Annotated in this window: 23 protein-coding genes and 1 riboswitch; of the genes, 13 read left to right on the top strand and 10 right to left on the bottom strand. The window is 72.8% G+C overall.

What is annotated here, in order from left to right; all coding sequences use genetic code 11:
- Positions 1 to 9: 9 nt before the first annotated feature.
- From TOK_RS10110 to TOK_RS10100, 3 genes are all read right to left on the bottom strand, one after another.
- Positions 10 to 1,197, bottom strand: a complete 1,188-nt coding sequence (locus tag TOK_RS10110) for an LLM class flavin-dependent oxidoreductase (protein WP_098957530.1) — start codon at positions 1,195 to 1,197, stop codon at positions 10 to 12.
- A 275-nt stretch (positions 1,198 to 1,472) separates the two neighbouring features.
- Complete coding sequence (locus TOK_RS10105; protein ID WP_098957529.1) at positions 1,473 to 1,847, bottom strand: DUF427 domain-containing protein; 375 nt, start codon at positions 1,845 to 1,847, stop codon at positions 1,473 to 1,475.
- Between the two features lie 36 nt (positions 1,848 to 1,883).
- On the bottom strand, positions 1,884 to 2,093 hold the full coding sequence (locus TOK_RS10100; RefSeq protein WP_098957629.1) for a DUF2945 domain-containing protein: 210 nt from the start codon (positions 2,091 to 2,093) through the stop codon (positions 1,884 to 1,886).
- 169 nt (positions 2,094 to 2,262) lie between these two features.
- On the opposite strand from TOK_RS10100, the gene TOK_RS10095 reads away from it, so the two are divergent.
- The 6 genes from TOK_RS10095 to thpD all read left to right on the top strand — a co-directional run bounded on the left by TOK_RS10095 (position 2,263) and on the right by thpD (position 7,960).
- The gene (locus TOK_RS10095) at positions 2,263 to 2,670 is read left to right on the top strand and encodes a YccF domain-containing protein (RefSeq protein ID WP_098957528.1); all 408 of its coding nucleotides are present in this window, start codon (positions 2,263 to 2,265) and stop codon (positions 2,668 to 2,670) included.
- Between the two features lie 152 nt (positions 2,671 to 2,822).
- Positions 2,823 to 4,424, top strand: a complete 1,602-nt coding sequence (locus tag TOK_RS10090) for an NAD(P)/FAD-dependent oxidoreductase (protein WP_098957628.1) — start codon at positions 2,823 to 2,825, stop codon at positions 4,422 to 4,424.
- Between the two features lie 188 nt (positions 4,425 to 4,612).
- Positions 4,613 to 5,143, top strand: coding sequence for a diaminobutyrate acetyltransferase (ectA, locus tag TOK_RS10085; protein WP_098957527.1), 531 nt, complete (start codon positions 4,613 to 4,615; stop codon positions 5,141 to 5,143).
- 154 nt (positions 5,144 to 5,297) lie between these two features.
- Positions 5,298 to 6,608 carry a diaminobutyrate--2-oxoglutarate transaminase gene (gene ectB / locus TOK_RS10080; protein ID WP_253258305.1) on the top strand — a complete coding sequence of 437 codons (1,311 nt, stop codon included), beginning with the start codon at positions 5,298 to 5,300 and terminating at the stop codon, positions 6,606 to 6,608.
- A gap of 2 nt (positions 6,609 to 6,610) precedes the next feature.
- Complete coding sequence (locus TOK_RS10075; protein ID WP_098957525.1) at positions 6,611 to 7,048, top strand: ectoine synthase; 438 nt, start codon at positions 6,611 to 6,613, stop codon at positions 7,046 to 7,048.
- Positions 7,049 to 7,960 (top strand): ectoine hydroxylase, encoded by a 912-nt coding sequence (gene thpD, locus TOK_RS10070; protein WP_098957524.1) that lies wholly within the window; start codon positions 7,049 to 7,051, stop codon positions 7,958 to 7,960.
- Between the two features lie 65 nt (positions 7,961 to 8,025).
- Here the strand turns inward: thpD and TOK_RS10065 are convergent, their stop codons facing one another.
- Complete coding sequence (locus TOK_RS10065) at positions 8,026 to 8,832, bottom strand: SGNH/GDSL hydrolase family protein (RefSeq protein ID WP_098957523.1); 807 nt, start codon at positions 8,830 to 8,832, stop codon at positions 8,026 to 8,028.
- Positions 8,833 to 8,994: 162 nt separating this feature from the next.
- Between TOK_RS10065 and TOK_RS10060 the strand changes: the two genes are divergently transcribed.
- Together TOK_RS10060 and TOK_RS10055 are read left to right on the top strand one after the other, a co-directional pair.
- Entirely contained in the window at positions 8,995 to 9,702 is a 708-nt protein-coding gene (locus TOK_RS10060) for a DUF3159 domain-containing protein (RefSeq protein ID WP_253258291.1), read from the top strand.
- 181 nt (positions 9,703 to 9,883) lie between these two features.
- Positions 9,884 to 11,254, top strand: coding sequence for a hypothetical protein (locus TOK_RS10055; RefSeq protein ID WP_098957522.1), 1,371 nt, complete (start codon positions 9,884 to 9,886; stop codon positions 11,252 to 11,254).
- Positions 11,255 to 11,400: 146 nt separating this feature from the next.
- On the opposite strand, the gene thiE is transcribed toward TOK_RS10055, so the two are convergent.
- Positions 11,401 to 12,069: a thiamine phosphate synthase gene (thiE, locus tag TOK_RS10050; RefSeq protein WP_098957521.1), complete on the bottom strand. Its 669-nt coding sequence runs from the start codon at positions 12,067 to 12,069 to the stop codon at positions 11,401 to 11,403.
- 31 nt (positions 12,070 to 12,100) lie between these two features.
- Positions 12,101 to 12,209, top strand: a riboswitch (TPP riboswitch).
- On the opposite strand from thiE, the gene thiO reads away from it, so the two are divergent.
- From thiO to TOK_RS10035, 3 genes are all read left to right on the top strand, one after another.
- Complete coding sequence (thiO, locus tag TOK_RS10045; protein WP_098957626.1) at positions 12,203 to 13,348, top strand: glycine oxidase ThiO; 1,146 nt, start codon at positions 12,203 to 12,205, stop codon at positions 13,346 to 13,348. It overlaps the preceding riboswitch by 7 nt.
- The gene (gene thiS / locus TOK_RS10040; RefSeq protein ID WP_098957520.1) at positions 13,345 to 13,545 is read left to right on the top strand and encodes a sulfur carrier protein ThiS; all 201 of its coding nucleotides are present in this window, start codon (positions 13,345 to 13,347) and stop codon (positions 13,543 to 13,545) included. The genes thiO and thiS overlap by 4 nt, the downstream gene beginning before the upstream one ends.
- Before the next feature lie 2 nt (positions 13,546 to 13,547).
- Positions 13,548 to 14,318 carry a thiazole synthase gene (locus TOK_RS10035; RefSeq protein WP_098957519.1) on the top strand — a complete coding sequence of 257 codons (771 nt, stop codon included), beginning with the start codon at positions 13,548 to 13,550 and terminating at the stop codon, positions 14,316 to 14,318.
- On the opposite strand, the gene TOK_RS10030 is transcribed toward TOK_RS10035, so the two are convergent.
- Positions 14,315 to 14,839: a gamma carbonic anhydrase family protein gene (locus TOK_RS10030; RefSeq protein WP_098957518.1), complete on the bottom strand. Its 525-nt coding sequence runs from the start codon at positions 14,837 to 14,839 to the stop codon at positions 14,315 to 14,317. The genes TOK_RS10035 and TOK_RS10030 overlap by 4 nt on opposite strands.
- A 17-nt stretch (positions 14,840 to 14,856) precedes the next feature.
- Positions 14,857 to 15,618 carry a DeoR/GlpR family DNA-binding transcription regulator gene (locus TOK_RS10025; protein WP_098957517.1) on the bottom strand — a complete coding sequence of 254 codons (762 nt, stop codon included), beginning with the start codon at positions 15,616 to 15,618 and terminating at the stop codon, positions 14,857 to 14,859.
- Positions 15,619 to 15,676: 58 nt separating this feature from the next.
- Between TOK_RS10025 and TOK_RS10020 the strand changes: the two genes are divergently transcribed.
- Positions 15,677 to 16,897, top strand: a complete 1,221-nt coding sequence (locus tag TOK_RS10020) for an MFS transporter (protein ID WP_098957516.1) — start codon at positions 15,677 to 15,679, stop codon at positions 16,895 to 16,897.
- Between the two features lie 97 nt (positions 16,898 to 16,994).
- Positions 16,995 to 17,846 carry a Gmad2 immunoglobulin-like domain-containing protein gene (locus tag TOK_RS10015; RefSeq protein WP_172457509.1) on the top strand — a complete coding sequence of 284 codons (852 nt, stop codon included), beginning with the start codon at positions 16,995 to 16,997 and terminating at the stop codon, positions 17,844 to 17,846.
- Between the two features lie 27 nt (positions 17,847 to 17,873).
- Here the strand turns inward: TOK_RS10015 and TOK_RS10010 are convergent, their stop codons facing one another.
- From TOK_RS10010 to TOK_RS10000, 3 genes are read right to left on the bottom strand one after another with little or no spacing between them, the layout of a single operon-like run.
- Positions 17,874 to 18,599, bottom strand: coding sequence for a response regulator transcription factor (locus tag TOK_RS10010; RefSeq protein ID WP_098957514.1), 726 nt, complete (start codon positions 18,597 to 18,599; stop codon positions 17,874 to 17,876).
- Positions 18,596 to 19,969, bottom strand: coding sequence for a GAF domain-containing sensor histidine kinase (locus TOK_RS10005; protein ID WP_305775556.1), 1,374 nt, complete (start codon positions 19,967 to 19,969; stop codon positions 18,596 to 18,598). The genes TOK_RS10010 and TOK_RS10005 overlap by 4 nt, the downstream gene beginning before the upstream one ends.
- Before the next feature lie 7 nt (positions 19,970 to 19,976).
- A complete protein-coding gene (locus TOK_RS10000) occupies positions 19,977 to 21,221 on the bottom strand; it encodes an iron-containing alcohol dehydrogenase (RefSeq protein WP_098957624.1) in 1,245 nt (414 codons plus the stop codon).
- Positions 21,222 to 21,331: the final 110 nt, after the last annotated feature.

Here is a 21,331-nt window from a genome sequence, read left to right as displayed (position 1 = left end):
GCCTGCGGCTCACGAGTGGCTCCCTGCGGTGTCGGCGGTCGCGTAGCGGTCGGCGGGACGGGGCAGGCCGAGGTGCCCGCGCAGCGTCGTCGCCTCGTATGCGGTGCGGAACAGGCCGCGCCGTTGCAGTTCGGGGACGAGCCCGCGGGTGATGTGCCGCAGGTCGTCGGGCAGCACGGCCGGGCGCAGCCGGAAGCCGGTGAGCCCGGCCTCGCCCAGCTCCACGAGCAGGTCGGCGAGCTCGGCCGGTGTCCCGGCGACGACCCGCGCGTCGTCGGTGCAGGGGTCGGTGGCGTCGAGCCGGGCGAGCCTGTCGCGGGCGGCGGCCGCGTCGTCGTCGAGGACGACGGTGAGGTCGGCCCACACGTGTACGGTCTCGGCCTCGCGACCCGCACCCGCCTGGGCCTCCCGGATCGCGGCGACGATGCCGCGGGCGTCGGCGGCGTCGCGCGGGGTGACGAAGCCGATGTCGCACGATGTCCCGACCAGCGCGAACGGCTCCGCGCGGTGCGCCAGTGCGGCGACGACCGGCTGGCCCTGCGGCGGCCGCGGCGTGATCGACGGCCCGCGCACGCTGAACCGCGGACCCTCGAAGTCGATGTAGTGCAGGCGTTCCCGGTCGACGAACCGGCCCGTCGCGCCGTCGCGGACGATCGCGTCGTCCTCCCAGCTGTCCCACAGCCTGCGGATGACCTCGACGGCGTCGGCGGCCTCGTCGAACAGCTCGCGCAGCAGGGCGTCGCGGTCGGCCGGGAAGGTGCGTCTGCCGAGGAGCGCGGCGTCGTCGGGCCGGGCGGCCACCCGCACCTGGACGCCGGCGCGGCCACTGCTGACGTAGTCGATCGTCGCGATGGTCGTCGACACGTGGAAGGGCTCGGTGTGGGTGACGACGACCGTCGGCAGGATCCCGATGTGCGCGGTCAGCGGCGCGATGCGGGCGGCGAGCATCGACGCGTCGAGGCGGCCGCGGACCTGGTCGACGCGGTCGTCGGCGGCGAACGGGTCGGCCGACTGCAGGCCGAGTGAGTCGTCGATCGTCACCAGGTCGAGCAGACCGTGCTCGGCCTCGGCGACGAGATCGGCCCAGTAGCCCGCGGTGAACAGCTCGTCGGGCCGGGCGCCCGGCTCACGCCAGGCGGCGGGGTGGCGGCCGGCGCCGTCGAGGGAGACGCCGAGGTGCAAGGGGGTGTCGGACACGGTGTGGCCTTCGGGTCGGACCGGCAGGGACGCGGACGAGCGCCGCGGTGGCGGCGCCGGGCGTCAGAACCCGGCGGGCGATCCGAAGCCGTCGAGCCACAGCCTGCCGACGAGCACGTCGCCGGGCCCGCGAGCGGGCACCCGGCCACCCACGGGCACGGGGACCCGTGTGCGCCTCGTGACCTGCGTCGAGCCGTGCACGGTTCCAACATCGCACAGAAACGAGGCCGAGGTCAGCGTGACGCTTTCCTCGGTCCCGCGGGGAACCGTGCGGTTCAGGAGTCCTGGACGACGATCTCGACGCGGTCGGGGTAGAACGCCAGGTGACCGGCGATCGGCGCCACGGCGTCGTAGGGCTCCACGTAGCTCCAGGCGGCGTCAGGGACCGCCCCCTCCGGCGTCGTCACCGTGACGTAGGAGGCGTCGCCCTTGTACGGGCAGTACGTCGTGGTGTCGCTGTCGGACAGGACGCCGGGGGTGACGTCGTCACGCGGCACGTAGTAGGCGACGGGGTAGTCGGCCTCGCGCAGGGCGAGCGCCCGCGTCGAGTCGGCGACGACGTGCCCGCCCGCCGTCACGACGACGCGCACGCCACCGGGCTCGACCGTGATCGGGTGGTCCGGACCGGGAATCCTCACGCTACGGCTCATGTCCGGTCCAACCCCCACCGGCCATGATCTATTGCGTCATGTCCGTTCCAGCGCGTCGGGCTTGTGGACGGCCTCGCCGCCGCTCTTCCGGCTGCGCACCAGGTACTGCGGCTCCTCCTCCGACGCGCGCACCGTCCGGCCGCCCGCCCCGGTGTCGGAGGTGATCTTCCGGACCACCTCGCCCTCCGCCGTGCCGCCGTGGCTCTTCCAGCGGACCTTGTCGCCCTTGCGGAACTCCTGCGTCATCGCGATCACCTCTCGCCGGTCCGGTGCCGGCCGCGTACCCCGCGGCGCCGTCCGCATGCGCCCGCGGTCGTCGGTCGTGGCCGGACGGGGCGTCGGTGGCGAGTGCTCGCCGGTCACGGGCACACTGGACGGTCCGGACGAACGCGCCGGGTGAGAGGGTGGACCCACGATGCGCACGGTGCTCAACGTGATCTGGCTGGTGCTGTGCGGGGTGTGGCTCGCGATCGGCTACGCGGTCGCGGGTGTCGTCTGCTGCATCCTGATCGTGACGATCCCTTTCGGGCTCGCCTCGTTCCGGATGGCGAACTATGCCTTGTGGCCCTTCGGCCGTGACCTGGTCCGCCGGCCCGACGCCGGCGCCCCGTCGGTGGTCGGCAACGTCATCTGGTTCATCTTCGCGGGCTGGTGGCTCGCGCTCGGGCACCTGGCGACGGCGATCGCGCTGGCGGTGACGATCATCGGGATCCCGTTGGCGTGGGCCAACATCAAGCTGATCCCGGTGTCGCTTGTCCCGCTGGGCCGGGTGATCGTCGACCGCCCCGAGCTCACCTACCCCGGATACCGCCCGGCGTACTGACCCTCCCGCCCTGCGACTCGTCGGGTTCGAGTTGCTCCGGTGTCACGGAGCCGCGGTTTCGTGGAACGGTCGTTACACTAATGACGACCCCTGTCCGCCGCTCCGACGTGCGTCCGACGGCGTCGAGCCGCACCCTCGATGAGGAGGGACTCATGACCGAAGAGCAGACCGTCGACGTGGTCGTCGTCGGCGCCGGTTTCGCCGGCCTGTACATGTTGCACCGGCTGCGCCGTCTCGGCCTGAGCGCGGTCGTGCTCGAGGCCGCCGACGGTGTCGGCGGCACCTGGTACTGGAACCGCTACCCGGGTGCCCGATGCGACTCGGAGAGCTACTACTACTCCTACTCGTTCGACGAGGACCTCCAGCAGGAGTGGACCTGGTCGGAGCGCTACGCCGGGCAGGACGAGATCCTGCGCTACCTCGACCACGTCGCCGACCGCTTCGACCTGCGCCGCGACATCCGGTTGAACACCCGGGTCGCCGCGGCCCTGTGGGACGACACCGCGGGCAGCTGGACCGTCGGCACCGAGGACGGTGGCACCTGGACCTCCCGCTGGCTGGTCACCGCGGTCGGTTGCCTGTCGTCGGCCAACGTGCCCGACATCCCGGGTCTCGACGCATTCGACGGCGACTGGTTCCACACCGGGCAGTGGCCGCACGAGAAGGTCGACTTCACCGGCAAGCGCGTCGGCATCGTCGGCACCGGCTCGACGGGTATCCAGGCCATCCCGGTGATCGCCGCCGAGGCCGAGCACCTCACCGTCTTCCAGCGCACCCCGAACTACTCCATCCCGGCCCGCAACGGCCCGATGCCGCCCGAGGTGTCCGCGAAGATCAAGGCGGACTACGCCGAGATCCGTGCGGTGCAGCGCTCCTCGACGAACGGCCATCCGTTCCTGATCAGCGAGACCTCCGCGCTCGCGGTCGCCGACGAGGAGCGCTCGGCCACCTACGAGTCCGCGTGGGAGTTCGGCGGTCTGCGTTTCCGTGCGGCCTACGCCGACCTGTTGTCCGACCAGTCCGCCAACGACACCGCGTCGGACTTCATCCGCGACAAGATCCGTGAGGTCGTCAAGGACTCCGAGGTCGCGGAACGGCTGCTGCCCGACGACCACGGCTTCGCGACGAAGCGGCCGCCGATCGACACCCGGTACTTCGAGACCTACAACCGCGACAACGTCACGCTCGTCGACGTCCGGGCCACGCCGATCCAGGAGATCACCCCGACCGGCATGCGCACGTCCGAGCAGGAGTACCCGCTCGACGCCATCGTGTTCGCGACGGGCTTCGATGCGCTCACCGGCCCGCTGCTGCGCATGAACATCCGCGGCCGCGACGGCGTCGCCCTGCGCGACCGCTGGGCCGAGGGCCCGAGGACCTACCTGGGGCTTCAGGTCGCGGGCTTCCCGAACCTGTTCACGATCACCGGACCGGGCAGCCCGTCGGTGCTCACCAACATGCCGACGTGCATCGAACAGCACGTCGACTGGATCGCCGGTGCGCTCGAGCACGCCCGTGACAGCGGCCTCACCCGCATCGAGACGACGGAGGCCGCGGAGGAGGAGTGGGGTGACGAGGTGCAACGGGCCGCGAACCGGACGCTGCTGCCGCGTGCGTCGACCTCCTGGTACCTGGGCGCCAACGTGCCGGGCAAGCCACGCGTCTTCATGCCCTATGCAGGCGGAATGGCGTCGTACGCGGGGACCTGCGAGGACGTCGCGAAGGATGGATATCGCGGTTTCGTGATGGCCTGAGGACGCTTCCGCCGCAGCATTGTGGACCGGCGATATCGGCGCCCTCACGGGGTCGGTCGACGACCGGTTCCCGATCGCTGCGGCGGCTAAACATATCCGTGGACCACCTCACAGAATTTCCGTGTTTCCGCAGGTCGCCGCCTCACGACGGCTGCACGTGGGCAACTTGGTTGTTACTTTCACTCATCATGGCAGTAGACCTGAGCGACCTCGACCATCGTTCGAGCACAGCCCCGACCGTGCTGATTTCGCGACCGACCGTCGATGACGGTGTGGACGTTTCCCGGCTCGCTGCCGAGTCGAAGGTGCTGGATCTGAACTCCCGCTACGCGTACCTGCTCTGGTGCCGCGACTTCGCCGAGACCTCGGTGTTGGCGCGCCTGGACGACCCCCGCAGCGCGCCCGTCGGCTTCGTGACCGGCTACCGCCGTCCCGACTCGCCGGACACCCTCGTGGTCTGGCAGGTCGCCGTCGACGCCGCCACCCGTGGTCTGGGCGTCGCGGGCCGGATGCTCGACGAGCTGGTCGACGCCGTCCCCGGCGTCGACCACCTCGAGACCACGATCACCCCCGGCAACGATGCGTCCGAGCGGCTGTTCTCGGCGTTCGCCGAGCGTCGCGACGCCCCGCTGGTGACGTCCGAGCTCTTCTCCGCCGACCTGCTCGGCGACGACCACGAGCCCGAGATCCTGCACCGCATCGGCCCGTTCGCGGCCTGATCCCAGCGGCGTTCGACACCCCCGATCACGAACGATCACGGCCGGCTGCCCGCCGGTCACGACCGACCCGAGGCGTGAGATGACGACGACCGACCTGCCCGGATCTCCCCGCACGACCGACGACGACCCGAACTCCACGACCCTGGGGACCCCGATGCGCGAGACGCCCACCGCCGGTTCGACCCCGACGGTCCGACGACCTGACGACACCGCCGTGTTCGGCGAGCTGGAGTCCGAGGTCCGCAGCTACTGCCGCAACTGGCCGGTCGTGTTCGACACCGCCCGCGGCAGCCGCCTCACCGACGTCGACGGCAACTCCTACCTCGACTTCTTCGCCGGTGCGGGCGCGCTCAACTACGGACACAACCCGCCCGCGCTGAAGAAACCGTTGATCGAGTACCTGACGCGCGACGGCATCACCCACGGCCTGGACATGTACACCACGGCCAAGGGCGAGTTCCTGCAGACCTTCCGCCAGGTCGTCCTCCAGCCGCGCGGGCTGAACTACAAGGTGCAGTTCCCGGGCCCGACCGGCGCCAACGCCGTCGAGTCCGCGCTCAAGCTGGCACGCAAGGTCACCGGCCGCGAAGCGATGATCAACTTCACGAACGCGTTCCACGGCATGACCCTGGGCGCGCTGTCGGTGACCGGCAACTCGATGAAGCGCGGCGGCGCCGGGATCCCCCTGGTGCACGCCACCCCGATGCCGTTCGACAACTACTTCGACGGCCAGGTCCCCGACTTCCTGTGGTTCGAGCGGCTGCTCGAGGACCAGGGATCGTCGCTCAACGAGCCCGCCGCCGTGATCGTCGAGACCGTGCAGGGCGAGGGTGGAATCAACCCGGCGCGCATCGAGTGGCTGCAGGCCCTGGCCGAGCTGTGCAAACGCCACGGGATGTTGCTGATCGTCGACGACGTGCAGATGGGCGTCGGGCGCACCGGCCCGTTCTTCTCCTTCGAGATCGCCGGGATCGAGCCCGACATCGTCACGATCTCCAAGTCGATCTCCGGTTACGGGCTGCCGATGGCGCTCGTGCTGATCAAGCCGGAGCTCGACCAGTGGGGGCCCGGTGAGCACAACGGCACCTTCCGCGGTCACAACCCCGCGTTCGTGACCGCCACCGCGGCGCTGCGCGAGTTCTGGTCCGATGACACCCTCGAGCGCTCGACGCTGGCGAAGGGTGAGCACGTCGACGCCGTCTTCCAGCGGATCGCGGCCGACAACTGCGAGGCCGGGATCACGGTCAAGGGTCGTGGTCTCGCGCGGGGCCTGCAGTTCGAGCAGCCCGAGCAGGCCGCCAAGGTCTGTGCCGCGGCGTTCGAGCGTGGTCTGCTGATGGAGACCGCCGGCCCGGACAGCGAGGTCATGAAGGTGCTGCCGCCGCTGACGGTCAGCGACGCCGAGCTCGACGAAGGACTCGCGACGATCGCCGAGTCCGTCCGCACCGTGGTGAAGGGGGCCTGACCGTGATCGTCCGGACGCTTGCAGAGATCACCGACACCGAGCGCGACGTCAAGACCGAGAACTGGCGCAGCAAGCGCATCGTGCTCGCCGACGACGGTGTCGGCTTCTCGGTGCACGAGACCGTGCTCGACGCGGGATCGGTCAACGACTTCTGGTACGCCAACCACATCGAGGCCGTCTTCATCACCGCGGGTGAGGGCGAGCTGTACGACAAGGACAACGACATCACCCACCAGCTCGGGCCGGGCTCGATCTACGTGCTCAACGGCAACGAGCGGCACCAGCTCCGTCCCCGCACCGAGATGCGGACGGTCTGCGTGTTCAACCCGCCGGTCACGGGGCGCGAGGTGCACGACGAGAACGGCGTGTACCCGCTGATCAGGATCAACCCCGACGAGGCGACCGGCACCCGGAAAGCGAAAGTGGAGGAGGCGAGCTGAATGACCGCTGCTGTCGGCGGTGATCGACGGACCGGCGACCGGTACCCCACACGCATCGCGGCGGGCGTGTCGCTGATCGATCGTGCGGAGCCGGCCGTCTGGGGCGGCCCCGAAGGCGGGATGTTCGGGGTGGGAGAGCTCGAGGCGCATGAACGGGACGGGTTCGTGCAGGTCCCGCAGCTCCTCACGCCGGCCGAGGTCGCCGGGTACGCAGCCGAGCTCGACAGGCTGGCGACGGACCCGGATGTCCGCCGCGACGAACGATGTGTCGTGGAGAAGACGTCGGACGAGGTGCGCTCGATCTTCGAGGTGCACCGCATCAGCGACGCGATCGCGCGGTTGGTCGCCGACGAACGCGTCGCCGGTAGGGCCCGTCAGATCCTGGGCTCGGAGGTCTACGTCCACCAGAGCCGGATAAACTACAAACCCGGGTTCGGTGGTGGCGGCTTCTACTGGCACTCCGACTTCGAGACCTGGCACGCGGAGGACGGCATGCCCGTCCCGCGTGCGGTGAGCTGCTCCATCTCGCTCACGGAGAACTACGCCTACAACGGCTGCCTGATGATCATGCCGGGTTCGCACCGGACGTTCGTGTCCTGCGTCGGTGAGACGCCGAAGGACCACTACCGGGCGTCGTTGAAGGAGCAGGAGATCGGCACCCCGGACCCGGACAGCCTGACGGTGCTCTCCGACCGGCACGGCATCGCGATGCTCACGGGCACCGCGGGGTCGGCGACGTTCTTCGACTCGAACTGCATGCACGGTTCGTCGGACAACATCTCGCCCTACCCGCGGTCGAACATCTTCGTGGTGTTCAACAGCGTCGACAACGCCTGTGTCGCGCCGTTCTCCGCGCCCGAGCCGCGGCCGGAGTTCATCGGCGCACGCGACTTCACGCCTGTGCCGCACTGACGGGCTCCCCCCGACGCCGGCCCCACCCTGTCCGGGTGGGGCCGGCGTCGTACGGGTAGGGCGGGTCAGACCCGGCGGGAGTCGCGGGAGCCGAGGGTGTCGTCGAGGCGGACGACGGGGGAGAGCTCTGGGCGCTTGGGCAGGTAGCCGTCGCCGATCGCGATGCCCTGCAACCGCTTGCGGACGTACGGCATCACGTGGTCGCGGAACCACACGAGGTCCGACTGCTGCCGCGTCCGCCAGCCCGGCGCCTCGGCCGTGGGCCACGGGGTGCGCCAGTCGGCCGGGACGGGCTCGCCCAGGGCCTCGAGGACCCGCAGCGACACGCGCTCGTGTGCCTCCGGCGTCAGGTGCAGCCGGTCCTGGCTCCACGCCCGTGGATCGGCCAGCACGTCCATGCCCCACAGGTCGACGACGAGGCAGCCGTGACGCTCGGCACTGGCCCGCATCAGTTCGTTGTAGCAGGCGACGCGGCCACGGAGCCTGCGCATCAGCAGGTGCATCTTCCGCAGGTCGAAGCCGGTGAAGATGACGACCTCCGCGCCGGTGGCCACGAGCCGGGCGAGCGCCGCGTCGAACCGCGCCACGAGCTCGTCGGTGTCGCACCGGATGCCGATGATGTCGTTGCCACCGGCACAGAACGTGATCAGGTCCGGCTTCATCCGCTCGGCCACCGGGATCTGGTCCTCGACGACCTGGTCGAGCAGCTTCCCGCGCACCGCGAGGTTGGCATAGGTGAAATCGGGACGCCCGGCTGCCAACCGCTCGGCCGTACGGTCGGCCCATCCGCGGGGCGAACCGTCGTCCCACAGGTCGTCGAGCCCCTCGGTGAAGCTGTCCCCGATCGCGACGTAGCTGTTCCTGGTGCGCATGGTGCTGCCCCCTCGATCCCACTTCGGCACCAACCGGACGTCCCGGACGCGTTCACCGGGACGTCATCCCACCGTCGGATGATGCTCCCCCCAGGATCACCCAGAGTCGGTCCGGAACGCCAGAGGGGTGATCTGATCGCATCAATAGGGCACCCTTACCTCGTGACCGTTCCCCCTCGACCCGTCGAGCCGACACTGCGCGAAATCCTCGGCGGCCGGCACGGCGCCATCGACGCGACCGCCCCCGTCGCCGCCTTCGTCGTCGGCTGGCTCCTCGCCGACCGTCTGGGCAGCCCGTCGGCCGTCGCCTGGGGTGGCGGTGCCGCCGTCGTCGCCGCGATCCTGGTGGCGGGCTTCCGGATGGTGCGCGGGGGTAGGCCGCGCTCGGTCCTGCTCGGCCTGCTGCCGGTCGCCGTGGCCGTCGGCGTCGCCGTCGCGACAGGGCGGGCCGTCGACTTCTTCCTGGTCCAGATCGTGAGCAACGCCGGCAGCGCGCTCGCCTTCGCGGTGTCGATCGTGATCCGCTGGCCGCTGCTGGGCGTCATCGTCGGCCTCGTGCTCGGGCAGCGGACGCGCTGGCGTCGCGACCCGGACCTGTTGCGTGGCTACGGCCGGGCCAGCTGGGTGTGGGCCGGGCAGTACCTCGTGCGGCTCGTCGTGTTCCTCCCGCTCTTCGCCGCGGGGCAGGTCGTGGCCCTCGGCATCGCCCGCATCGCGCTGACGTGGCCCCTCGTCGCGGCCTGTGTCGGGCTCTCGTGGGTGGTCCTGCGCCGGTCGCTGCCCGAGGGGCATCCGGGCCTGCTGCACCCCGTCGTCGACGGTTCGCCGACGGAATCTCCGACTCGCCCGAATGATCACGGAGAGTCGTGACGTCGCCACCCCGTTGGTGGATGCTTGGTGACGGTTCGATAACATCGACGGCTTCCGGCACCACGAAGGAGAGTGAAGGCACTCACTGTCGGTGATCAACGGGCGCGTTCTGCGGCTCAGTCGCGTTGACCCCGGTGTAGACGGTGAGCGCACCGAACCGACGTGAACGCGAACAGGAGCCATGCGGTACCAGCAGTCCCCACCCCCGAACCCCGACCCTGATCGGCAGCCGGCTCCCCGGCAGCGCCGACACCCCGACACCGACGCGAACGGCCCGCTCCCCACCGGCCCCGCGTCACCGGGCCGGCGGAGCGCTGCCCGGCCCGACGCCGGCCGGTCCGGCCTGCCGTGGCCGCCCGATCCGGCCCACGCCGGCCTCCCGGCGTCACGGCCCGCGTACCCGGACGGGTACGCATCTGCCGGCCCTGTCCCTGGTGGCCCGGCCGCAGGTGCGCCCGCGCCCGGCGGCATCTCGCCTGCCGCAGCCCGGCCCGGTGGGACCCCTCCCGGCCGGCTCTCGCCGGGCGGCGCGTCGGCCGGTCCCGGAGGAACGCCGCCGGCCGCCTACGGCCCGGGCGCCGCTCCGTCCGGTGGGAACGGCCCGGGTGGCACCCCGCCCGGTGGGTTCGCGCCCGGCCACGGCAGGCCTGGACGGCACCTGCACCGCGGCAGGGTCGGCGTCCAGACGCCGCCCGCCGGCCAGCCCGCCCCGCCCCACCTGCCGCCGACCCGTCGCGACCCGGTTCCGAGCGGCCCCGCCGCGGGCGACGAACCCACCGGTGCGCGGGCGCGAGCGATCTCCCGGGCCGAGTACAACCTTCCCAAGGTCATCGCCGGTGGCGGTGCAGCCGCGACCACCGCCGTCGTCGGCTCGTACTTCGGCGTCGCGGGAACGGTGGTCGGAGCGGCCCTCGCCGCGATCGTGACCTCCGTCGCGACAACGACGTTCCAGCGCGGCCTCGACACCACCACCAGGACGGTCCGAACCCGGGTCGTGCGCCTGCGGCGCGTCGACACCGGCACCGAGGCGACCGCCGTCATGCCGCCGCTCCCGGCCCCGCGCGACGGTGGCGACCCCGACGCGACCCGCGCCGTCGCCGATGCCGACGGCACCATCCGGCTGGGCGACCAGGACACCGCCCGGAGTGGGTCCCGGTTCACGCCGAAGCGGATCGCGGTGATGGCCGGAATCGCGGTCCTGGCTTTCGTGATCGGATTGTTCGTCGTGACCGGGATCGAATGGATCAAGGGATCGCCGATCTCCGGGGGCGAGTCGGGCACCTCGGTCGGCCGGGTGCTGCGCCCCGCCGACGGCGCAGCCGAGCCCACGACCACCGCGCCGCCGCAGGACCCGGAGTCCAGCGGCGCGAACGACGGCCGCCAGGATCCCGGGACCGATGCCACGCAGCAGCCGTCGCAGCGCAACCAGCCCGACGGTGGTGGGCCGGCGAGCCGCACCACCAGCCCCCCGACGACCACCGGCGCCGCCCCGACCGCTCCGCGCGGCGGCGGCCTCCTCCCGAACCTCGGAGGCTCCGGTGCGGACGGCTGACCCCTCGGGGTGATCGTCGACTGTTGGACATGGGCGTCGGTGGCGACGCTCGTGTCCCGGAGCAGTGGTCGTCCGGCAGGAGTGCTCCTGATCGCCGGAACGTCGCCGGCGTCGCTCAGCCGCCCCGTACGGTGGTCATCGGCGGGTCAGGCGCGGAGGCGGTCGGCCAGGGTGCGAGCGGCGGCCTTCGGGTCCTCGGCCTCGGTGATCACCCGGACGACGACGATGCGGCGGGCGCCTGCGTCGAGGACCTCGTCGAGGCGGGCGTGGTCGATGCCGCCGATGGCGAACCAGGGCCGGTGGGGTTCGCGGCCGGCGACGGTGCGGACCAGGTCGAGGCCGGGGGCGTGGCGACCCGGCTTCGTGGGGGTGGGCCAGCAGGGGCCGGCGCAGAAGTAGTCGACACCGGGTTCGTCGGCAGCGGTGGCGGTCTCCTGAGCGCTGTGGGCGGAACGGCCGATGACGACGTCGTCGCCGACGACGCGGCGCGCCCATTCGACGGGCAGGTCGTCCTGGCCGAGGTGCAGGACGTCGGCACCGGCGGCGAGGGCGACGTCGGCGCGGTCGTTGACGGCCAGGAGCGCACCGTGCCGGGCGCAGGCCTCGGCGAGGGTCTCGAGGGCGGCGAGCTCGTCGCGGGCCTCGAGGGGGCCGTCGGATCCCTTGTCGCGCAGCTGGATCACGTCGACACCGCCGGCGAGCGCCGCGTCGGCGAACTCGGCCAGATCGCCCCGCGCTCGGCGGGCGTCGGTGCACAGGTAGAGGCGGGCGTCGGCGAGGCGTGCGCGCCGGGAATCACCGTCGGGGATGGGCACGACGCGGAACCCTACGGCGTAGGGTGGACGGCAGGTGACGCACGGGAGCCCGGACAGCGGGCTGAGAGGGGACGCGAGCCGTCCCGACCGTCGAACCTGATCCGGGTCATGCCGGCGCAGGGAGCGGATGGAGATGACGATCGACAGCAGCATGCGACTGGCCGTGGTGGGCGGCGGGGTCGTCGGGCTCTCGTGCGCGTGGCGTGCGGCGGTCGACGGTGCCCGGGTGACGTTGGTCGACGCGGCGCCGGGGTCCGGTGCGTCGTGGGTGGCGGGCGGGATGCTGGCCCCGGTCACGGAGGCGTGGCCGGGCGAGGAGGCACTGCTCGCGCTGGGTGTGGAGTCGGTCGGGTCGTGGCCGGGCTTCGCGGCGCGGCTCGCCGAGGCGTCGGGACGTGACCCGGGGCTGCGGGCGGACGGGACGGTCGTCGCGGCCACGGGCAGTGGCGACCGCGCAGAGCTGGAGACGCTCGCGTCCTACCTCGACGGCATCGGTCGCCCGGTGCAGCGGCTGTCGGGCCGGGAGCTGCGGCGGCTCGAACCGGCGATCGGGCCGGAGGTACGGGGCGGGCTGTCGGTGCCGGACGACCTGGCCGTCGACAACAGGTTGTTGCTCGCCGCGTTGCGGGTTGCGGCGGAGCAGGCGGGCGTCGTGTTCGTCGCCCGCAACGCCACGGCGGTCGCCGACGACGGCACCCGCGTGACGGGCGTGACCTGCGACGACGGCACCGTGGTCGACACGGACGCGGTACTGGTCGCGGCGGGGGCGTACACGTCGGCGCTGCATCCGGCGCTCGACGGGCTGGTGCGGCCTGTGAAGGGCGAGATCCTGCGGCTGGGCCATCGCCCCGGCGCGTTCCCGGCGCCGACGCGGACGGTGCGGGCGCTGGTCGACGGGCGGCCCGTGTACGCGGTGCCGCGCGACGGCGGGGGGCTCGTCATCGGGGCCACGCAGGCCGACGTGGGGTTCGACCGGGAGCCGACCGTCGGCGGGGTGCGGGACCTGCTGCGCGACGCCGAGCGGGTGCTGCCCGGTGTCGCGGAGTTCGCGCTGCTGGAGGTCGCGGCGGGGCTGCGGCCGGGCAGCCCGGACAACCTGCCGCTCATTGGCCGGATCGGGCCGACGGGGTTGCTGGTGGCGGGCGGGCACCACCGCAACGGAATCCTCCTCGCGCCCGTCACCGCCGACGGGATCGTCGCGCTGCTGCGTGGCGACGAGGTGTCCGGCGCCGTGCGGGCGGCCGACCCGGCTCGTGTGAACAGGAAGGTGGACGCATGACGGTGTGGATCAACGGTGCGGAGCACGAGCTCGGTCCGGGCGCCAGCGTGCTCGACGCGCTCGACGCCATGGGCGCTCCCCGGGCGGGGGTGGCGGTGGCGGTCGACGCCGAGGTCGTCCCGCGGGCGGCGTGGGCGTCGACCGCGCTGGTCGACGGCAGTCGCGTCGAGGTCCTGACCGCGGTGCAGGGAGGATGAGCATGAGTGACGACCAGCTGGTCATCGGCGGCCGCAAGATCGGGTCGCGGCTGATCATGGGTACCGGCGGCGCCGGGAACCTGGAGGTCCTGGAGCGCGCGCTGGTGGCGTCGGGGACTGCGTTGACGACGGTGGCCATGCGCCGCATCGACGCCACGACCGGCACGGGTGTGCTCGACCTGTTGCGCCGCCTGGGCATCGAGATCCTGCCCAACACCGCGGGCTGCCGCACCGCGGCCGAGGCGGTGCTGACGGCGCGGCTGGCCCGCGAGGCGCTGGAGACCGACCTGCTGAAGCTGGAGGTCGTCGCCGACGAGCGGACGCTGCTGCCTGACCCGATCGAGCTGCTCGACGCCGCGGAACAGCTCGTCGACGACGGGTTCACCGTGCTGCCGTACACGAACGACGACCCGGTGCTGGCACGGCGGCTGGAGTCGGTGGGCTGCGCGGCGGTCATGCCGCTGGGCTCGCCGATCGGTACGGGCCTGGGCATCCGCAACCCGCACAACATCGCGATGATCGTCGAACAGGCCGGAGTTCCGGTGGTGCTCGACGCGGGGATCGGCACGGCGTCGGAGGCGGCGCAGGCCATGGAGCTGGGCTGCGACGCGGTCCTGCTCGCCACGGCCGTGACCCGCGCGGGCGACCCGGAGCGGATGGCGCACGCGATGCGCCTCGGCGTCGAGGCGGGCCGGGCGGCGCACGGGGCGGGCCGGATCCCCCGCCGGTACTGGGCGCAGGCGTCGTCGCCCGACGTGGATCCGCTCGCCTAGACGGGCTCGACGCCGGCGCGGTGGCGGCGGGCGAGCAGCCGGTAGGTCTCCGGGTTGGTCCGCACCCACCACGCTGCCGAGCCGGTCAGCGGCCCGCGCGGCGATGCGGTGACGTCGCCGAGGACGAGGGTGCCCTCGTCGATGACCTTGTTGGGGGCGACGGTCGAGCCGGCCCCGACGAGGCAGCGGGCGCCGACGCGGGCGCCGTCCTGGATGGTGGCGCCGTTGCCGATGACGGCCTCGGCGCCGATGACGCAGCCGTGCACGACGCACAGGTGGCCGATGGTCGCGCCCGGCCCGACCTCGGTGATCGGGTCGTCGCCGCCGTGGAGGACCGAGCCGTCCTGCACGTTCGCGCCCTCGCGGACGATGATGCGGCCGAAGTCGGCGCGGAGCACGGCGTTGTACCAGATCGAGGCGTCGGCCTCGACGTGCACGTCGCCGACCAGGGTGGCCGTCGGGGCGATCCAGGCGTCGGGGTGCACGGTGGGCGAGATGCCCTCGAACGAGAACAGCGGCATGGGCCGAGCTTGCCCGATCACCCGGTCGCGAACTCGATCCGGGTGCCGGCGTCGGTGAGGGCCGCGACCTCGGCGGCGGGCGCGTCGTCCTCGGTGACGACGAGGTCGATCGCCGGTGGCGCGCACACGCGCGCGAGCGCGGTGCGGCCGAGCTTGGCCCCTTCGGTGACGACGACGACCCGGCGGGCCGATGCGATCGCCGCCTGCTTGACGGCGGCCTCGTCGAGGTCGTAGGCGGTGAGCCCGTCGGCGGCGGTGAGCCCGCAGCACCCCAGCACGGCGGTGTCGACGCGCAGCCTGCCGATGGCGTCGCACGCCAGCGGGCCGACGAACGCGAGCTCGCCGGGGCGGACCGCGCCCCCGGCGGCGAGGACGGTCAGCGTGGGCGACGGGGTGAGCGCGGAGAGCGCGTGCACCGACAGCGCCATGACGGTGAGGCGCCGGCCGTTGAGCGCGCGGGCGACCTCGAGGCAGGTCGTCCCGCTGTCGACGAGGACGGACTCGCCGTCGGCGACGAGCGCGGCGGCGTGCCGGGCGAGGCGGCGTTTGACGTCTGCGCGGTCGGTGGCGCGGGCGCCCCAGGGGAGCTCGGTGCCGCGCAGCAGACTGCGGGCGCCGCCGCGGTAGCGCTCGAGGACACCGCGGCCGGCGAGGACGTCGAGGTCGCGCCGGATGGTCATCTCGGACGCGCCCGTGGCGTCGGCGAGCTGGGCGATTCCGGCCTCGCCGGCGGCCGCGACCAGTTCGATGATGTGACGATGCCGCTCCGCACTTGCCATACGTGAAATTGAACAGCAAACATGTTTGAAACGCCACTCTTCTCACACGAGGTGCCGCATGAGCGCCGCACGGACACCGCTGCGCCGGGCCCGGGTCGCCACCTTCGCGCTGTTCGCGACGAACGGCCTCGTCATGGGCGCCTGGGTCGTCCAGATCCCCGCAATCGAACGGCAGACCGGTGTCGGGCACGCCCTGCTCGGCCTGCTGCTGCTCGTCCTCGGTGCGGGTGCGTTCGTGGGCATGCAGCTGTGCGGGCCGCTGGCCGACCGGTTCGGCGCCCGCCTCGTCGCCCCGCCCGCGGCGGCGCTGTGCGGCCTCGCGCTGGCCGGACCCGCCCTGGCGGGTGGCGCCGCCGGCCTCGCGATCGCCCTGCTGCTGCTCGGGCTGGGCAACGGCGCGCTCGACGTCGCGATGAACGCCCACGCCGTGCAGGTCGAGCGGCACGCGGGCCGGCCGGTGATGTCGGCGTTCCACGCGACCTACTCGCTCGGCGCGGGAGCCGCGGCACTGCTCGGCGGCCTGCTGCAGGCCGCGGGCGCAGGCCTGGTCGTCCCGGCGGTCACGGTCGCGGTGGCGGGCCTGGTCGTGGCCGTGGCGACCCGGCCGTTCCTGCTGCCGCGTGAACAGGTGCCGGTCGGCGCCGCTCCCGTGCCGCCGCGGCGCGGCCGTCGCACACCCGGCCGGATCTGGGGCCTTGCCGTCCTGGCGCTGTGCTTCTTCCTGGCCGAGGGCGTCGCCAACGACTGGAGCACGCTGAACCTCACGTCCGTGCACGGCGCCACTCCCGCGGCCGCCGCCGCGGCCTACATCGGCTTCTCCGTGGCGATGACGGCCGGACGGCTCGTCGCCGACCGGGTCACCGCCCGGATCGGGCCAGTCGCCGTCGTGCGCTGGGGTGGGCTGACCGGGGCCGTCGGACTGGCGGTGGTGGTCGTGGCGCCGTCGGTGCCGGTCGCGGTCGCCGGCTGGACCGTGTTCGGCCTCGGCGTCTCCGGCTGCGTCCCGCAGCTGTTCAGCGCCGCGGGTACGGGCGACCCGCGGACGTCGGGGACGTTCGTCGCCCGGGTCGCGGGCCTCGGCTACCTGGGGATGCTGGCCGGTCCGGCGGTGATCGGCCCGCTGACGGCGCTCATGCCGCTCAACGTCGCGTTCCTGCTGCCCGCGCTGCTCTGTGCGGTCGCGGCCGCGGGGGCGCGGCTGGTCAGGCCCGTCCCGCGGCAGTCGGGGTCGGAGCCGGCGGCACCGGTGACGGGAACGGGAACGGCACCGAGGTCGTGAGCGGCGATGGTCGCCACAGCGACTATCGCCACTCACGGGGGTGGTTGTCCGGCGCGCCGCGCTTCACGGTCCGCGCCCGGTCGGCCACCCTGTGTGCGTGCGTCCCCTTCCTGTTCGGCGGCTCGTCGTCGTCGCCCTCGCGGTCCTGCTCGCGGGCGGCGTCGCCGCGTGCACCGGCAGCGGGAACGCCGACGACCGCGCCATCCCGACCACGTCCAAGGCCCCGACGAGCGCGCCGCCCGCGACCCGGGCCCTGCCCGTCTACTACGCAGCGGACACCTCGGCCGGGGTACGGCTCCACCGGGAGTTCCACGCCGTCACCCTCGACGACCCGGGCACCGCGGCCGTCCGCGAGATGCTCGGCACCCCGCCGATCGACGGCGACTACCGCACGCTGTGGCCGACCGGCGTGACCCCGCGCGGCCCGGTGACCCGCGACGGCGGGGAGATCGTCGTCGACCTGACCGGGATCGGTCGCGCACCGGGGTCGAAGCAGGCTGCGACCCTTGCGCTGCAACAGCTCGTCTACACCGTCCAGGGAGCGTTGCAGTCGACCGACCCGGTCCGGGTGCTCGTCTACGGGCAGCGCGCCGACCGGCTGTGGGGGCTCGCCGACATCGGTGCGCCGCTCGGGCGCGGCGACCAGACGGCCGTGCGCTCGCTCGTGCAGATCGACTCGCCCGCCGACGGTGCCACCGTCGGCCGCGAGGTCGTCGTCACCGGTGAGGCCGCGGTCTTCGAGGCGACCCTGCCCTGGGAGGTGCGCCAGGGCGAGCGCGTCGTCACCTCCGGGTTCGCGACGACCGCGGAGGGCCAGAAGTTCAGCCCCTACCGGTTCGGCGTGACCCTCGAACCGGGCGACTACGTGCTGGTCGTGACCGAGGACGACCCCTCCGGTGGTGCGGGCCGCGCACCCATGACCGACACGAAGCGGATCAGCGTCCGCTGAGCCGGGTCGTGAGCCGCCCCCACGGCGTCACAGCAGGCCGAGCTTCGTCGCCGCGTAGACCGCCTCGGCGCGGCGGGAGACCATCAGCTTGCGCATCAGGTTGCCGACGTGGAACTTCACCGTCGTCTCCGAGATGTAGAGCTGGGCGCCGATCGCCCGGTTCGACAGTCCTCGCGCGAGCAGCCGCAGCACGTCGAGCTCACGTTCGGTGAGCCGCTCGCGGTCCTGCCGGCCACCGCCCGACAGCGACCGCACCATCGCCGAGGCCGAGTGCGCGTCGAAGGCGCTCTCGCCCCGCGCGACCGCCCGGATCGCGCGCACCAGCTCGGTGGTGTCGACGTCCTTCACCACGTACCCGCGGGCCCCGGCCTGGACGGACTCGACGACGAGCCGGTCCTCGGCGAACGTCGTCAGCACCAGGACGCCGATGCCGGGGTGGGTCTCGCACAGCCGCCGGCACACCTGCAGGCCGTCGGTCTGCGGGCCGGAGGTGAGCTTCAGGTCGAGCACCACGACGTGCGGGCGCGCGGCCGCGACGACGGTGATCGCGTCGTCCGGGGTCCCCGCCTCGCCGACGACCTGCAGGTCGCCCTCGCGTTCCAGGATCGCCCGCAGGCCCTGGCGCATGATCGCGTGGTCGTCGACGAGCACGACCCGCACGACCGCGGCCCGGGGTCGCTGACCACCCTGGGGTCGCCGGACGAGGCCCGTGACGTCGCGAGTGCCCGCCGGCACGCCGGTCCTGAGGTTCATCGTGGAGTCCTCTCGCGAGCGGCCACCGGAGCACCCGGGACCGGGATGTCGACCCGCACCTGCAGCCCGCCCAGGCGGGCCCGGCGGAAGGTGAGCGTCCCGCCCATCTCCTGCGCGCGCGTCTGCATGTTGACCAGCCCGCGATGTTCACCCGAGGGCGCGCCGAGCCGGGCGACCCGCAGGGTGCGGCGCACCTCCTCGGGGCGGCCGCGGCCGTCGTCGGACACCGTGAGCCGCACCCTGCCGCCGGTGTAGGCGAGCCGGACGACGGCCCGCGAGGCCTCGCCGTGCACCGCGGTGTTGAACAGTGCCTCGCCCGCGATGCGGAACAGCGACTGCTCGGTCTCGCTGGGTAGCACGGCCGGCTTGCCGTCGGTGCGCACCTCGACGCGCAGCTCGTCGGGCATGTGCACCGTCGAGAGCCTGCGCAGCATCGCGGGCAGGTCCTTGTCGCGGTTGCCGTCGTCGTTGAGCGCGTAGATCGCCGAGCGCAGCTGCTCGACGGCGCGGCGGGTGAGGTCCTTGGCGGTGTCGAGCTGGCTGCGCAGCCGGTCGTCGGAGATCTCGGCGCGGACCAGCTCGATGTGCATGCCGGCCGACAACGCGTACTGGGTGACGCTGTCGTGCAGCTCGCGGGCGATGCGGTGGCGCTCGTCGTCGAGGACCTCGCGCTGGCGCGCCGCGCCCAGCTCGCGCTGGGTCGCCTCGAGCTGGCGGTTGCGCTCGGCGAGGTCGGCGGCCTGGCGCACAGCCCGTGCGTAGAGCCGGTTGGACCGTTCGAGCAGCGCGCAGTTCTGCAGCGCCGCGGCAGTCTGACCGGCCAGGATGCGCAGCACGGAGTGGTCGGTCTCGTCGATCTCGCGGTCGTCGGGGGTCCAGGCGACGAACCCGCCGACGGTCCGCCCGTCGAGCCGGATCGCGATGTGGCGGTGGGTGCGCGCGGTCTCGCGGTCGTGGTCGTCGCCGGTGTCGCCGGTGTGCAGGTGCTCGACGTGGTGGCGCACCGCGGGGGGCACCCCGTCGAGGCCCGGCCACTCGACGCCGTCGGGTCCGAGGACGAGGTGGCGCGGCTGGGAGTCGGGCAGCTCGCCGTCGCGCAACGCGAAGACGACCCAGTCGGCCGACAGGTGGTCGGCGGCCGCGTCGACGACTGCACGCACCAGCGCCTCGGACCCCTCGCCGGTGCGGACGAGCGCGGCGGAGATGCGGTCGAGGGCGAGGATGACCCGGCGCAGCCGCTCCGCCGACACCCGCAGCTCCGGGTAGTACGACGGCTTCCCCGTCCGCAGCCCGGTGAGCGCGTCGAGGTCGTGGACCGTGTGCACCAGCGGGTGCTGGGTGCGCTTCGGCGGGAAGGGCGCAGCGGTCACGGCAGAGTCACAGGGCGGCCCGGAACAGCGCCGCGACCTGCGCGGCGTCGGCGGGTCGGGGGTTCGTCGTCAGGCACGCGTCGCCCAGGGTCAGCTCGGACAGCCGCGGGATGTCGTCGACCGTGACGCCCAGCGCCGACAGCCCCTTGGGGACGCCGACCTCGTCTCCGAGCTCCCGGATCGCCTCGGCCACCATCTCGACGGCCTCGCCGCCCGGCGTACCCGGGGTCACCGGCAGCCCCATGGCCTGCGCGATCGGCACGAACCGCTGAGGGTTCGACGCTCCGTTGAACCGGATGACGTGTGGCAGCAGCACCCCGTTGACGACGCCGTGCGGCAGGTCGAGCATGCCGCCGACCTGGTGGCTCATGGCGTGCGTGGCGCCGAGGATCGCGTTGGTGAAAGCCAGCCCCGCCTCGAGGGCGGCCTGGGCCATCGCGCAGCGGGCGGTGGTGTCGTCGGGGCGGCGCATGGTGTGCGCGAGGTTGGCGTTGACCATCGACACCGCTTGCAGCGCATGATGATCGGTGAGCGGGCCGTGGGCGAGGGAGACGAAGGCCTCGATGCCGTGGGTGATCGCGTCGAGGCCGGTGGCGGCGTTGAGCCACTCCGGCATCGTCACCAGCAGCCGTGGGTCGATCACCGAGACGTCCGGGACAAGTGCACGACCCATGATCGTGATCTTGGTGTGCCGCCCGGTGTCGGTGACGATGCAGAACTGCGAGACGTCGGCGCCGGTACCCGACGTCGACGGCATCATGATCAGCGGCGGGATCGGGTTGGCGATCCGGTCGATGCCCTCGTAGTCGAGGATGCGTCCACCGTTGGCGGCGAGCAGGGCGATGCCCTTGGCGGCGTCGATCACCGATCCGCCGCCGATGCCCATCACGACGTCGCAGCCGGACTCCACGTACACGTGGTGACCGGCCTCGATCTCGTGGTCCTTCGGGTTGGGCGTGACGTCCATCCACACCTGGGGGTCGAGCCCGGCGGCGCGCAGCTCGCGGAGCAGGACCGTCGGCCAGCCCGCGTCCCACAGCCCCGGGTCGGTGACGACGAGCGGCCGCCGTGCCCCGAGCCGGCCCGCCGCATACGCGGCCTCCCCGAGGGAGTCCGGGCCGAAGACGATCTCCGGGGCGTGGAACTTGGACAGCCGCGGCCGGGCGGCCCCGGCCGGCACCGCCGCACCGTCCGGGCGCTGGTCGACGAGAACCGTCTCGCCCGCGCGACGGGCGCTGCTGACGAGGACCACGCTGCCCCCCTGCTCGACTCGGTGCGCGAACACCGGAAGCCCATCGGGCGGGTGCGTTCGCGTAGGTCGAGGTTACAACGCGGTGACGGGCCCAGCAGGTCGTCGTTGCG

It is taken from the genome of Pseudonocardia sp. N23, assembly GCF_002583555.1.
Classification (GTDB): Bacteria; Actinomycetota; Actinomycetes; order Mycobacteriales; family Pseudonocardiaceae; genus Pseudonocardia.
The sequence above is the reverse complement of the archived record's forward strand: the minus strand, read 5'-3'. Positions and strand labels throughout refer to the sequence as shown.